11 protein-coding genes are annotated in these 12,085 nt (G+C 67.9%); 4 read left to right on the plus strand and 7 right to left on the minus strand.

The window, feature by feature from the left end; translation table 11 throughout:
- Positions 1-85 precede the first annotated feature (85 nt).
- From V3B41_RS07525 to lpxH, 3 genes are all read left to right on the plus strand, one after another.
- A complete protein-coding gene (locus V3B41_RS07525; protein ID WP_049430305.1) occupies positions 86-1,231 on the plus strand; it encodes a glycosyltransferase family 1 protein in 1,146 nt (381 codons plus the stop codon).
- Positions 1,212-1,751, plus strand: a complete 540-nt coding sequence (locus V3B41_RS07530) for a phosphatase PAP2 family protein (RefSeq protein ID WP_005408251.1) — start codon at positions 1,212-1,214, stop codon at positions 1,749-1,751. The genes V3B41_RS07525 and V3B41_RS07530 overlap by 20 nt, the downstream gene beginning before the upstream one ends.
- A 93-nt stretch (positions 1,752-1,844) precedes the next feature.
- Positions 1,845-2,591, plus strand: coding sequence for a UDP-2,3-diacylglucosamine diphosphatase (gene lpxH / locus V3B41_RS07535; RefSeq protein WP_049430306.1), 747 nt, complete (start codon positions 1,845-1,847; stop codon positions 2,589-2,591).
- Positions 2,592-2,645: 54 nt separating this feature from the next.
- Here lpxH and V3B41_RS07540 read toward each other — a convergent pair whose 3' ends face one another.
- On the minus strand, positions 2,646-3,899 hold the full coding sequence (locus V3B41_RS07540) for a zinc-dependent metalloprotease (RefSeq protein ID WP_295547623.1): 1,254 nt from the start codon (positions 3,897-3,899) through the stop codon (positions 2,646-2,648).
- A 224-nt stretch (positions 3,900-4,123) separates the two neighbouring features.
- On the opposite strand from V3B41_RS07540, the gene V3B41_RS07545 reads away from it, so the two are divergent.
- The gene (locus V3B41_RS07545; RefSeq protein ID WP_329860579.1) at positions 4,124-5,581 is read left to right on the plus strand and encodes a DUF2235 domain-containing protein; all 1,458 of its coding nucleotides are present in this window, start codon (positions 4,124-4,126) and stop codon (positions 5,579-5,581) included.
- Between the two features lie 69 nt (positions 5,582-5,650).
- Here V3B41_RS07545 and V3B41_RS07550 read toward each other — a convergent pair whose 3' ends face one another.
- The 6 genes from V3B41_RS07550 to V3B41_RS07575 all read right to left on the minus strand — a co-directional run bounded on the left by V3B41_RS07550 (position 5,651) and on the right by V3B41_RS07575 (position 11,890).
- Entirely contained in the window at positions 5,651-6,475 is an 825-nt protein-coding gene (locus V3B41_RS07550; protein WP_049430311.1) for a ferritin-like domain-containing protein, read from the minus strand.
- Positions 6,476-6,484: 9 nt separating this feature from the next.
- The gene (gene purF / locus V3B41_RS07555; RefSeq protein WP_049430313.1) at positions 6,485-7,951 is read right to left on the minus strand and encodes an amidophosphoribosyltransferase; all 1,467 of its coding nucleotides are present in this window, start codon (positions 7,949-7,951) and stop codon (positions 6,485-6,487) included.
- Between the two features lie 30 nt (positions 7,952-7,981).
- On the minus strand, positions 7,982-8,761 hold the full coding sequence (locus V3B41_RS07560; RefSeq protein ID WP_180851815.1) for a CvpA family protein: 780 nt from the start codon (positions 8,759-8,761) through the stop codon (positions 7,982-7,984).
- A gap of 46 nt (positions 8,762-8,807) precedes the next feature.
- Complete coding sequence (locus V3B41_RS07565; RefSeq protein WP_329860580.1) at positions 8,808-9,851, minus strand: SPOR domain-containing protein; 1,044 nt, start codon at positions 9,849-9,851, stop codon at positions 8,808-8,810.
- Between the two features lie 81 nt (positions 9,852-9,932).
- A complete protein-coding gene (folC, locus tag V3B41_RS07570) occupies positions 9,933-11,204 on the minus strand; it encodes a bifunctional tetrahydrofolate synthase/dihydrofolate synthase (protein WP_111111260.1) in 1,272 nt (423 codons plus the stop codon).
- A gap of 41 nt (positions 11,205-11,245) precedes the next feature.
- Positions 11,246-11,890, minus strand: a complete 645-nt coding sequence (locus V3B41_RS07575) for a histidine phosphatase family protein (RefSeq protein ID WP_049430321.1) — start codon at positions 11,888-11,890, stop codon at positions 11,246-11,248.
- Positions 11,891-12,085: the final 195 nt, after the last annotated feature.

Genomic DNA, 12,085 nt, shown 5'->3' on the forward strand with positions numbered 1-12,085 from the left:
CCCGACCGCGTCATCTACTGGTCGCAAAGCGGTCATATCGGCTACATCGCCAGACCCGAGCATGCCGGAAACCCGGAGGCCCGCCATGCGCTATGCCATCGTCACCGAGACCTATCCGCCGGAAGTTAACGGCGTTGCCCTCACCGTGCAGGGACTGGAGCAGGGACTGCGCAACGCCGGCCATGAGATCGACCTGATCCGGCCCCGCCAGGCCAACGAAGCGTTGGACTCCGCCCCGGGCACCCTGTTGGTTCCCGGCGCCGCCCTTCCGCGCTACCCCGGCCTGCGCTTCGGCATGCCGGCACCGATCCGGCTCGGCCGCCATTGGCAGCAGCAACGCCCGGATGCCGTCTATGTCGCCACCGAAGGCCCACTGGGCTGGTCGGCGGTGCGCACCGCACGGCGCCTCGGCATCCCGGTGGCCAGCGGCTTCCACACCCGCTTCGACGAGTACCTGCCCGATTACGGCGTGGCCTGGCTGCAGGCCGCCGCGATGCGCTGGATGCGCCGCTTCCACAACCAGGCCGATGCGACGCTGGTACCCACCCGCGAACTGCAGCAGTTCCTCGGCGAACAGGGTTTCGAACGCGTACGCCTGCTGGCACGTGCGGTCGACAGCCAGCAGTTCGATCCGAGCCGCCGTGACCCTGCGCTGCGCGAGGAGTGGGGCGTGGACGGCAACGGCCTGGTGGCGATCTACGTCGGCCGAATCGCCGCCGAGAAGAACCTCGGCCTGGCGGTGAAAGCATTCCGCCGGCTGCAGCAGATCCGTCCCAAGGCGCGCTTCGTGTGGGTGGGCGATGGCCCGGCCCGCGAAAAACTGGCGCACGAGAATCCCGACTTCATCTTCTGCGGCATCCAGCGTGGCGAAGCCCTTGCACGTCATTTCGCCAGCGGCGATCTGTTCCTGTTCCCCAGCCGCAGCGAGACCTTCGGCAACGTGACCCTTGAAAGCATGGCCAGTGGCGTGGCAACGGTGGCCTTCGACTACGGCGCTGCGCGCGAGTACCTGCGCAATGGCGAGAATGGCGCCGCAGTGGACAACGATGAGCAGTTCATCGAAGCGGCCGTGCAACTGGCCGCGGATGACGCACAGCGCCACGTGCTGGGCAACAACGCCGCACGCGCCATGAAGCGTCTGCATCCGCAGCAGGTGGTGGCGGAGTTCGACGCCCTGCTGGCCGAACTGGCCCAGTCGCGGAGGACCGGCCATGCGCACAACGCGGCTTGAACTGCTTGCCGACCGCGAGGCACGCCTGTGCCGGCGGGCCAACCACTACTGCCGACGTCGCCGCGTGCGCCGCCTGTTCGCGGTCATCAGCCGGCTCGGTGATGGTGTGTTCTGGTATGTGCTGATGGGCGCGCTGGTGCTGCTTGATGGCTTCGACGGCCTGCGCGCATCCGTGCACATGGCCGCCACCGGCCTGGCCGCGCTGTTGCTGTACAAGGGCCTCAAGCGCTGGACCCGGCGACCGCGCCCGTATGCCGCCGACCTGCGCATCCGCGCCTGGGTGGCACCGTTGGACGAGTTCAGCTTCCCTTCCGGGCATACCCTGCACGCAGTGTCGTTCACCATCGTGGCGCTGGCCTACTACCCGTGGCTGGCGCCACTGCTGGTGCCGTTCACGGCGGGCGTGGCGCTGTCGCGGGTGGTACTGGGCCTGCACTACCCGTCCGACGTGCTGGCCGCCACCGGCATCGCCATCGGGCTGGCCTCGGCCAGCCTGGCCTGGTTGCCGTTGCCGGTGTAGCCCCCGGGGGCAGATCCCTTCTCCTTTGGAGAGGGTTCTGGCCCCACGATGCCGGCGTCGCTGCCGTCATCGTTGATGCCCTAGAATGCCCGCATGACCACGCTGTTCATTTCCGACCTGCACCTGGACCCCAGCCGTCCGGAGATCACCGATCTGTTCCTGCGCTTCCTGCGCGAGCAGGCACCCGGCGCCGATGCGCTGTACATCCTCGGCGACCTGTTCGAAGCCTGGATCGGCGACGACACGCCCTCGCCCGCCGCCGATGCGGTGGCCGATGCACTGAAGGTACTGTCCGACAGTGGCGTGCCGGTGTACTTCATCCGCGGCAACCGTGACTTCCTGCTTGGCGAGGACTACGCGCGTCGCGCCGGCCTGCGCATCCTGCCCGACCCGTGCATGATCGACCTCTACGGTCGCCCGGTGCTGCTGCAGCACGGTGACCTGCTGTGCACCGATGACATTCCTTACCAGCAGTTCCGTGCACAGACCCGTGACCCGGTGTTCCAGGCACAGTTCCTGTCACAGCCGCTGGCCGCGCGTATCGCCTTCGCGCAGAAGGCGCGCGAAGCCAGCCAGGCCCGCCAGTCGGAAATGAAGCAGGGTGATCGCGCGCAGTTCGAGACCGTCACCGACGTGGCTCTGTCCGAAGTCGATGCCACCTTCGTGCGCCATGGCGTGGACACCATGATCCATGGCCACACCCATCGTCCGGCGATCCACTCGCTGCAGGCGGGTGGTCGCGCCTGCACCCGCATCGTACTGGGCGACTGGTACGAGCAGGGTTCGGTGCTGCGCGTGGACGCCAGCGGCTGGTCGCTGGATACCCTCGCCCGCGGGTAATTCCCGCTGGCAGGAAATCCGCGGCCGCGCAAGGCGGCCGCGGACCGTACGGACTCAGCGGAAGGCCGCGATGGTGGCCTTGGTGTTGACCAGCACGCGTTGGTTGTCGGCGGTACTGGCGTTGCCCATCGGGATGCCGTTGTAGCTGATGTTCGGGTTGGACCAGTAGTTCAGGCGCGGGCAGCTGCGGGTGCAGTTGTAGGCCATGATCGTGCGCCAGCCGGTGCCGGTGGCCGGTTCATAGCGGTAGCCGTGGCCATAGGCGTAGGGCGAGGTGCTGGAGTCGGTGGCGATGTCATGCCGCGCGCTCTGCAGGTGGCCGATCTCGTGCGCGAAGGAGTAGTAGCCGGTCGCGCAATCCCAGTACACCGCGGCGAACGCGGTCGATGCGGTCGAGCCGATGCCCGAAGCGAGGCCACAATAGGCGCTGTTGTTGATCAGCAGTACGCCCACATCGGCCGCCGTGTTGTTGCGGCTGGTATGGATGCTGTCCATGTAACCGTCACTGGTGCCACGGAAGCGCGCCAGGTCGGTATCGAAGCTGCCGGACTCGGTGTAGCTGGTGGTCTCGTAACCGGCCAGCTGCATGGTGATGCCGACGTTGCTGTTGACGTAGCCCTGGTTGGACTCGGCCACTGCCAGCTGAACCAGCGATTGCATGTTGCCGCCATAGGCGGTGACAGCAGCGTTGGTCGCCACCACCAGCACGCGGATCGTCGCCGGCGTGCCGGACGAGGCCTGCGCGATGCCGATGTGGTCGTTGTCGACCATCGGGATCTTCGGCAGCTGGTTGTAGTCAGCCGGGTGATCGGCCGGCATCCGCGATTCGTCCACTTCCACCAGCACGTGGCGGTTGCCCAGCGGACGCAGGCGATAGAGCTTGCCGTCCTTGCGGATCGAACCGGTGATGGTGTCGCCCGAACGCACCAGGATCAGCGAATTGCCCGGATCGTCCTGGCCGTTGGAGGTGGCCGCGGTCAGCCGGTCGGACGGCGAACGGAACTGGCCGTACCAGATGCTGCCGCCGTCGGGCAGCGCTTCGACCTTGCTGCGCACCGCCTGCACGCGCTTGCCGAGCAGCTCGAATTCCAGCTGCGGCTGCGCGGTGGCCGCCGCGTCGACACGCACTTCCTGCACCGTCGCCGTGGACGGGGTGGCCAGCAGCTTGCCCAGGGCAGGCTCACTGTTTGCCGATGCGCGGCTGATGACCGTTACCGGTTCGAACAACGGTGCCGCATGCGCGGCCGCTGCCACCGACAAACCCAACACGAGGCCACCTGCCGCTTTGCCAATCGATCTGGACAACATTGCGTCGCTCCTTGAATGATGTGAACAGCGTTGATGCAGCACGCCCGGTTTGCCGGGTTTGGCCATATGGCCTGCGCGGGTCGTGTGAATTCAATAGAAGATGGGAATGAAAATCAGGAACTGTGATCGACCGCATCTGCGTTCAGTGAGGTCAATAGCGTCACTACACTTCGCCAATACACCGCTTTCGCGCTACCGTGACGCAGCCACGACGGGGAATGCACATGGCACCATCGCAGGACACGGACGAAGATGTCGGCTTGCTGCGGATCGGCCTGTTCTTCGACGGCACCCGCAACAACGCACACAACCTGGCGCGCGGTCGCCCGCAGGTCCCGCAGCCGCGGCCGGCGCAGCTGCGGGCCGATGATGATTCGACCTACCAGAGCCGGCTGACCAGCAGCTACGACAACGGCCTGACCAACATCGCGCGCCTGCAGCAGCTGTATCCCGACAGCCGCCGTGATGCGGTGGCCGCCCCCTCGTTGTCGATCTATGTCGAAGGCGTGGGTACCCGCGATGATGCCGACGACGATCTGATCGGGCTGGCCTTCGGAGTCGGTGCCAGCGGCGTGCGGGCGAAAGTGCAGCGCGCGCTGCAGGTGCTGCTGCCGACCGCACTGGCGGAACTGTCCACGCGCTGGCAGCGACCGCTGCAGGGTGTGCAGCTGGACCTGTTCGGTTATTCACGCGGTGCTGCTGCCGCACGTGACATCGCCAACCAACTGCAGGGCTGGAACAGCGTGCGCTGGCGCCAACTGCTGCAGACCGCCGGCCTGTCCTGCACTGCGAACTTCGCCCCCGCCACACCGGTGCTGCGCTTCATCGGACTGTTCGACACCGTAGTCGCAGTCAATGGTGGCCGCGCCGACGAGCAGCCGCAACTGGCTCTGCGCAGTGGCATCGCACGCCACGTCGTGCAGCTCACCGCGCGTGATGAACATCGCCAGCACTATGCGCTGACCAGCGTGGCACCGCCGTTCACCGAGATCGCGCTGCCCGGCGTGCATGCCAACATCGGTGGTGGCTACAACCAGCTGGAGGAAGGCCCCAAGCTGCTCAGTCGTCCACGCCGGCAACAGCTGCGTCGGCCAGCAGTGGCTGACTACCAGACGCCACCGCTGGCCCTGCTGCAGGCGACCACGGCCTACGCTGAAACGCAGGCCGATGCCGAGCGCTGGCGGCAACAGCTGGGCGTTGGGGAAAAAGAGATCTGGGTGGATGTCTGGCACCAATGGCAGCAGCAGCGCCGTGCCGGCAGCCGCAGCGTGCTGCTGTCACCGGTGCTGTATGTGACCGCTGCAGTAGTGCTGCGCCGGAGGATCGACTGGCGCTACCAGCTGATCGCACTGCAGGTGATGCAGCAGCAGGCCATCAATGCCGGCGTGCAATGGACCGCCAATGCCGCCGAAGTTCCCGGGTGGGAGCTGCCGTCGGCCCTGCAGCCGATCGCACGGCGGCTGGTCGACGGACAGGCACTGACCCAGACCCAGGAAATGCTGCTGCGCCGCCGCTACCTGATGCAGTCGGCACACTGGAATTTCGATGCGCTGGGCGACACCGCACTGACCTACGCCGCCGATGCCGGCGTCAGCGAACTGCCGTACCGGCCAGGGCCGGGGTTGTTCTACATCAATCGGCCGACCGTGGACGGCAAGCGCGTGGTGCTGCCGAATGCTTAGGAAAAGGGGGACGGAGGGGATTAAGTCGTTTGTGGCATTAACGACTTAATCCCCTCCGTCCCCTTTTTCTCAACCCGCCTGCTCGACCAGGTTGGCGAGCTCATCCGCATCGAACCCTGCCAGCAGGCGCGCTTCGATGTTGAACGGCCCGTGCAGGTAGCCGCCGGCGTACTCCACCAGCAGTTCCTTGAAACGTGTGCGCGGTTCGACACCGGCGCGATCGCAGTACCAGCGGTACCAGCGCGAACCGGCAGCGACGTGCGCCACTTCCTCGCGCAGGATCACTTCCAGCACATCGGCGGTTTCGCCATCGCCGACATTGCGCAGCTTCTCGATCATGCCCGGCGTCACGTCCAGGCCTCGCGCTTCCAGCACGCGCGGCACCAGCGCCATGCGTGCCAGGCCATCGTGCGCGGTCTTTTCGCACATTTCCCACAACCCGTTGTGCGCGGGGAAGTCGGCATAGTCGTGGCCATGCACCTGCAGGCGCTCGCGCAGCAGCATGAAGTGCCGCGATTCGTCGTCGGCGCAGCTGACCCAGTCGGCATGGAATGCCGACGGCAGGCCGCGGAAGCGGTATACCGCATCCCAGGCCAGGTCGATCGCGTTGAGTTCGATATGCGCGATGGCGTGGATGAAAGCGGCCCGCCCTTCCACACCACCCAGTCCGCGCCGCGGCACTTGGCGCGGGTGCACCAGCACCAGCTGCGTCGGCCGGCCCGGCATGCGGATCGGCTCCGGCGGTAGCGCGTCGGCGGCCACCTTCAGGCGGCCGGCACGGAACGCAGCGGCGTAGGCCTGGGTCAGCGCAACCTTGCGCAGAGGTTCGGCTTCGGCCAGGCACTGCTGCGCAGCGCGCAGCAGGTCGCCACCAACGTCGGGCACATCAACCACGCCTGGACCTCAGGCGCGGCGCTTGTGCTTGGCGTCGTCCGAACGCAGCTGCTGGATGCGCTCGAAGTAGCCCGGTTCGATGCCGGTCGGGTAATGGCCGTTGAAGCAGGACGAGTCGAAGTTGCGCAGCGCCGGGTTGCCCTCGCTCACTGCCGCTTCCATGTCTTCCAGGTCCTGGTAGATCAGCCAGTCGCAGCCCAGGTGGGCTTCGATCTCTTCCACGCTGCGGTTGTGCGCGACCAGTTCTTCTGCAGCCGGCATGTCGATGCCGTAGATGTTCGGGTAGCGCACCGGCGGCGCGGCGCTGGCCAGGTAGACCTTGCGTGCGCCCGCATCACGGGCCATCTGCACGATCTGCTGGCTGGTGGTGCCGCGCACGATCGAGTCGTCCACCAGCAGCACCACGCGGTTGCGGAACTCCAGGTGGATCGGGTTGAGCTTGCGACGCACCGACTTCACGCGTTCGCCCTGCCCCGGCATGATGAACGTACGGCCGATGTAGCGGTTCTTGATGAAGCCTTCGCGGTACTTCACCCCGAGCACGTTGGAGATTTCCAGCGCGGCATCGCGCGAGGTGTCCGGGATCGGGATGATGGTGTCGATGTCGTGGTCCGGGCGCAGGCGCAGGATCTTCTCGCCCAGCTTGATGCCCATGCGCATGCGCGCCTTGTGCACCGACACGTTGTCGATCATCGAATCCGGGCGCGCGAAGTACACGTACTCGAAGATGCACGGGGTGTGCTCGGCCGGCTCGGCGCAGATCTCCGAGAACAGCTCGCCGCGCGCGGTGATCACCAGTGCTTCGCCCGGCTGCACGTCGCGCACGCGCTGGAAGCCCAGCACGTCCAGTGCGGCCGATTCGGAGGCGACGATGTACTCGTCCCCTTCGGCATGGCTGCGCTTGCCCAGCACCAGCGGGCGGATGCCATGCGGGTCGCGGAAGGCCACCAGGCCCAGGCCCAGCACCACGCTGACCACCGCATAGCCGCCCTTGCAGCGACGGTGCACGCCGGCCACGGCACGGATGGCCGCTTCCGGGCTGAGCTGGCGCTGCTGTTCCAGTTCGTAGGCGAACACGTTCAGCAGCACTTCGCTGTCCGAATCGGTGTTGACGTTGCGGCGGTCCTGTTCGAACACCTGCTGGCGCAGCGCCTCGGTATTGATCAGGTTGCCGTTGTGGGCCAGCGCGATGCCGTACGGCGAATTGACGTAGAACGGCTGCGCCTCGTCCATGCCTTCCGAACCGGCGGTCGGGTAACGCACGTGGGCGATGCCGACGCTGCCTTCCAGGGTGGACATGGTGCGGGCATCGAACACATCGCGGACCAGGCCGGTGGCCTTCTGCACGCGCAGGCGGCTGCCATTGGCGGTAGCAATGCCCGCCGCGTCCTGGCCACGGTGCTGGAGGACGGTCAAGCCGTCATACAACTGCCCGGCGACGTTCTGGTTGCCGACGATTCCGACGATGCCACACATGGTGCGAGGTCTCCGCTGGGCTGTGCCCAGTTACAAGGAAGGTGGCCGTACCTGGCCGCGGTGGTCGCCGCGCCTGCGGTCGACATTGGCCGGATCGCCCGGCTCGATACTGTCCGGCAGTGCTGGGGCGTCCGGACGCACTTCGGCCGGATCGTAGGAATCGCCCTGTTCCGCTTTCGCAGGCCGCAGCCATCCGCTGCCTGCCACTACCTGGTTGAGGATGCCATTATCGCCTGCCGCGCCCGGCTTTCCCAACCCGGCGCCTGCGTTCCTGCCCAACTCCATCAATGCAGATGGGGACAGCGCGTCGGTCGGCAAGGCCTTGGGCAGCAGATCGGCCCCGGGAACCTCCCAGTGCGGCAGCTTGCTGTTCATCCAGGCAACAGTGGGGTTCAGCAGTGGGCGCACTGCCGAACGCTGCCAGGAAGGCTCGGCGGTCAGCGGGGTGAAACTGCCCAGCAGCAGCAGGATCGCGGCGATCAGGCCGCCACGGACCACGCCCAGCACGCCACCCAGCAGGCGATCCAGGCTCGTCAGCATGCTGCGGTGGACCAGGGCCTTGATGACCATGCCGACCACGGCGACCACGATCATCACGCCGATGCCGACGCCCAGGTAGCCACCAACGAAGTGTTCGCCGCCTGGTGCGGCCGGCGCGGCCCACCAATGGGCCGCGTCATTGCCGAAGGCGAAGGCCGCCCACGCGGCCAGCAGCCACGACAGGGTGCCGATGACGATGCCGACGAAGCCGCGCAGCATCCCCAGCAGCGCCGAGGCGGCGATCACGATCAGCAGCACCACGTCGATCATGGCGCCCCGCTCCTTCGGCGGCGCTGGCAACGGGGCTGCGCGTGGGTCATGGGTGCGGTCGCACCATGCCGGCCACGCCGACCTTGGCGGCGACCTGCGCCTTCAGCTGCTCGGCATCGGCGCGGTTGGCCACCGGCCCGACGCGGACGCGATGCAGGGTGCCCTTTTCAGTGCGCACCTGCTCGACAAAGGCGCTGAAGCCCGCGGCCCGGACCTTGTCGCGCAGGGCGTTGGCATCGTTGGCCTGGCCGAACGCGCCCAGCTGCACGGCAAAGCCGACGCCGCTGGCCGCCGGTGCGGCGGGCGTGGTCGGGGCCGTTGCCGGCTTGCTGGCGGCGGCATCAGTCTTCGGCTCCGGCTTCGGGGTTTCGGGCTTCGGCGCCGGCTTCGGCGGCTCCGGCTTGGCGGCCGGGGTGGTCGTTGCGGTCGGCGTACTCGGCGGCAGGCTTTCGCTGCGCACCGGGTTGCTGCTGGCCGACGGCGCGGTGGCTGCGGACGGGGTGCTGGCGCCTGGCGTGGCCGGTGCCGGGGTGGCTGCCACCGGGGCGCTGCTGCCCGCTGCGGCATCCAGGGTGATCACTTCGGCCTTCACATCGGCGCGGATCTTCACCGCCTGCAGGCGGGCCGCCTCGGCCTGTGCGCGATCGGCATACGGCCCGACACGCACGCGCCATGCCTGGCGCCCGTTGATGGTCGCCGTTTCGGCGAAGCCCGGCAGCTGCGAGCGTTTCAGGTAGGCGATCACTGCGTCGGCGTCGGCCTTGCTGCCGTAGGCACCGAAGGTGACCGCATAGTTGCCGGCGGCAACCGCCGGCGAGGTGTCGACAGTCGGCGGCGTGGCAGGTGCCGCAGCCTCCGCAAGCGGCTTGGCCTGGCCGGTCTGCAGCCCCGTGGCGCCGCCCGCAGGGGCCACCAGCGGCAGTTCACGGGTTTCGAACTGGCCATCGGCCGGTGCATCCGGCGCGGCGATCGGCACATTGGCGACGCCGCTGTCCGGTGCGGGTCCCTTGACCAGCATCGGCAGGAAAATCACGGCCAGTGCCACCAGCACGATGGCACCAATCAGACGCTGTTTCAGAGGCGTATCCACGTGAGGCAGGCAACTGTCCGGAGATTGCCGTCGATTATACGGGTGCCGGACCGGACGGCGTCGGCGTTGGCTGAACGCGTATCAGGTGGCGCCCTGCAGCCATTGCAGGGCGGCGGCGGCGGTATGGAAGGAGCCGAACACCAGTACCCGGTCCCCACGCTCGGCCTGTGCCAGCACCTGCGCCAGCGCCTGCTCGACGCTGCCAGCCAGCAGCGCAGTGGCGGCGGCCGTGCCGGCCAGGCGTGCCTGCAGCTGGGCGGCGCTCTGCCCACGCGGGCCTTCCAGCCCGGCCAGGGTCCACTCACCCACCACGTCCTCCAGCGCCTGCACCACGCCCGCTGCGTCCTTGTCCTGCAGCGCGGCGTACACCGCCAGGGTGCGCCCGGCCGAGACCTCGGCCTTCAGCGCACGCGCGAGCTGGCCGGCGGCCTGCGGGTTGTGGCCCACGTCCACACGGATCTGCACGCCATCGCGCTCGAATGCCTGAAGCCGGCCGGAAATGCGCGCCGCTGCGACACCGGCGGCCCACGCCGCGCGCGGCACCGGCTTGTCCAGCGCGCGCAACGCGGCGATGGCGGCACCCGCGTTGGCAAGCTGGATCGGGCCGGCCAGCGCCGGGGTCGGCAGTTCCATGCGCAGGCCGACATCGCGCCAGCGCCAGCGCTGGGCATCGATCGGCTCGTAGAAATAGTCGCTGCCGCCACGGATCGCATTGGCGCCGACCAGATAGGCACGGCGCAGCACGCTCGACGGCGGATCGGTCTCGCCCAGGATCACCGGCTTCCAGCCACGGATGATGCCGGCCTTCTCGGTCCCGATCGCCTCGCGATCCTCGCCCAGCCATTCGGCGTGGTCGATGTCCACGGTGGTGATCACGGCCACGTCGGCGTCGATGATGTTGACCGCATCGAGGCGACCGCCCAGGCCCACTTCCAGCACCGCCAGATCCAGCCCGGCGTCGGCGAACAACTGCAGCGCGGCCAGCGTGCCGTACTCGAAATAGGTCAGCGTGGTCTGGCCACGCGCGGCCTCGATGGCATTGAACGCAGCGACCAGCGCGGCATCGTCCACGTCCTGGCCGTCGATGCGCACGCGCTCGTTGTAGCGCAGCAGGTGCGGCGAGGTGTACGCGCCGACCTTCCAGCCGGCGGCACGCGCGATGGCTTCGATGAAAGCCACGGTGGAGCCCTTGCCGTTGGTGCCACCGACCACGATGGTGCGCTTGGCCGGCGCGCCCAGGCCCATCGCCGTGGCCACGGCGCGCACGCGCTCCAGGCCCATGTCGATGGTCGCCGGGTGCTGGCGTTCAATGTAGTCCAGCCAGTCGGCCAGGGTGGTCGGGGTGTTCGTCACGGCAGCGGTTCCAGCAGAAGCAGTTGATGCGGGGGAATGGATCAGAGGGCGCGGTGCTTGGCTTCGCCGAAGAACGGCGTGTGGTGGGCGCAGTCGTTCAGGCGCACCACTTCCAGGCTGTCCAGGTCGGGGCCTTCGAGCAGGTTGAGCGTGGTCGGTGCCTGGCGGAAGGTCCACAGGCGGGAGATCGGCAGGCCCAGAACCTTGCACAGGATCACGCGGTTGACCGCATCGTGCGCAACCACCAGCAGGGTGTCGTGTTCGCCGAGGCCTTCGGTGGCACGCGCCAGCCCACGCCAGCTGCGCTCCAGCACCAGGCGCAGCGATTCGCCGCCGGGCATCAGCACGGTATCGGGTTCCTCGCGCCAGGCCTGCAGGCGCGACGGATCCTTTTCGTTGATTTCGCTGGCCAGGAGGCCTTCCCACTCACCGTGGGCGATTTCCTGCAGCTCCGGCTCGGTCAGCAGCATGTCGGCACGGGCGGCGCCGAGTGCCAGCTGCGCAGTGCGCTGCGCGCGCGACAGCGGCGAAGCGACGGCACGGGTGATGTCCACCGAGGCCAGCCGGGCACCCAGTGCCTGGGCCTGGGCTTCACCGATCGGCGAAAGCGGGATGTCGATCTGGCCCTGGTAGCGGCCTTCGGCGTTCCACGGCGTTTCGCCGTGACGGGCAAGCAGGATGCGCATGCGAACAAGGGGTCCTGGGGGGAGGAGGTTTCCGCGTTTCGTTCACATCCTGTGAAGTCCGCGGAACAGGGATGATACCTGTTCGGCGGACCGGGCCGGGCCGGGCATGAAAAAACCCCGCGACGTGGGTCGCGGGGTTGGTAGATCCACGCCACGCGTGGATGAATTGCGCACCGGGCGTGCCGGCGTTGCCGG

The organism is Stenotrophomonas sp. SMYL89 (assembly GCF_036319985.1).
Taxonomy (GTDB): domain Bacteria; phylum Pseudomonadota; class Gammaproteobacteria; order Xanthomonadales; family Xanthomonadaceae; genus Stenotrophomonas; species Stenotrophomonas maltophilia_Q.

Bases quoted from the DNA above. Each gene is read 5' to 3' on its own strand.
- V3B41_RS07545 (WP_329860579.1), top strand. From the start codon at position 4,124: ATGGCACCATCGCAGGACACGGACGAAGATGTCGGCTTGCTGCGGATC.
- V3B41_RS07525 (WP_049430305.1), top strand. From the start codon at position 86: ATGCGCTATGCCATCGTCACCGAGACCTATCCGCCGGAAGTTAACGGC.
- V3B41_RS07530 (WP_005408251.1), top strand. From the start codon at position 1,212: ATGCGCACAACGCGGCTTGAACTGCTTGCCGACCGCGAGGCACGCCTG.
- V3B41_RS07560 (WP_180851815.1), bottom strand. From the start codon at position 8,761: ATGATCGACGTGGTGCTGCTGATCGTGATCGCCGCCTCGGCGCTGCTG.
- lpxH (WP_049430306.1), top strand. From the start codon at position 1,845: ATGACCACGCTGTTCATTTCCGACCTGCACCTGGACCCCAGCCGTCCG.
- V3B41_RS07575 (WP_049430321.1), bottom strand. From the start codon at position 11,890: ATGCGCATCCTGCTTGCCCGTCACGGCGAAACGCCGTGGAACGCCGAA.
- purF (WP_049430313.1), bottom strand. From the start codon at position 7,951: ATGTGTGGCATCGTCGGAATCGTCGGCAACCAGAACGTCGCCGGGCAG.
- V3B41_RS07540 (WP_295547623.1), bottom strand. From the start codon at position 3,899: ATGTTGTCCAGATCGATTGGCAAAGCGGCAGGTGGCCTCGTGTTGGGT.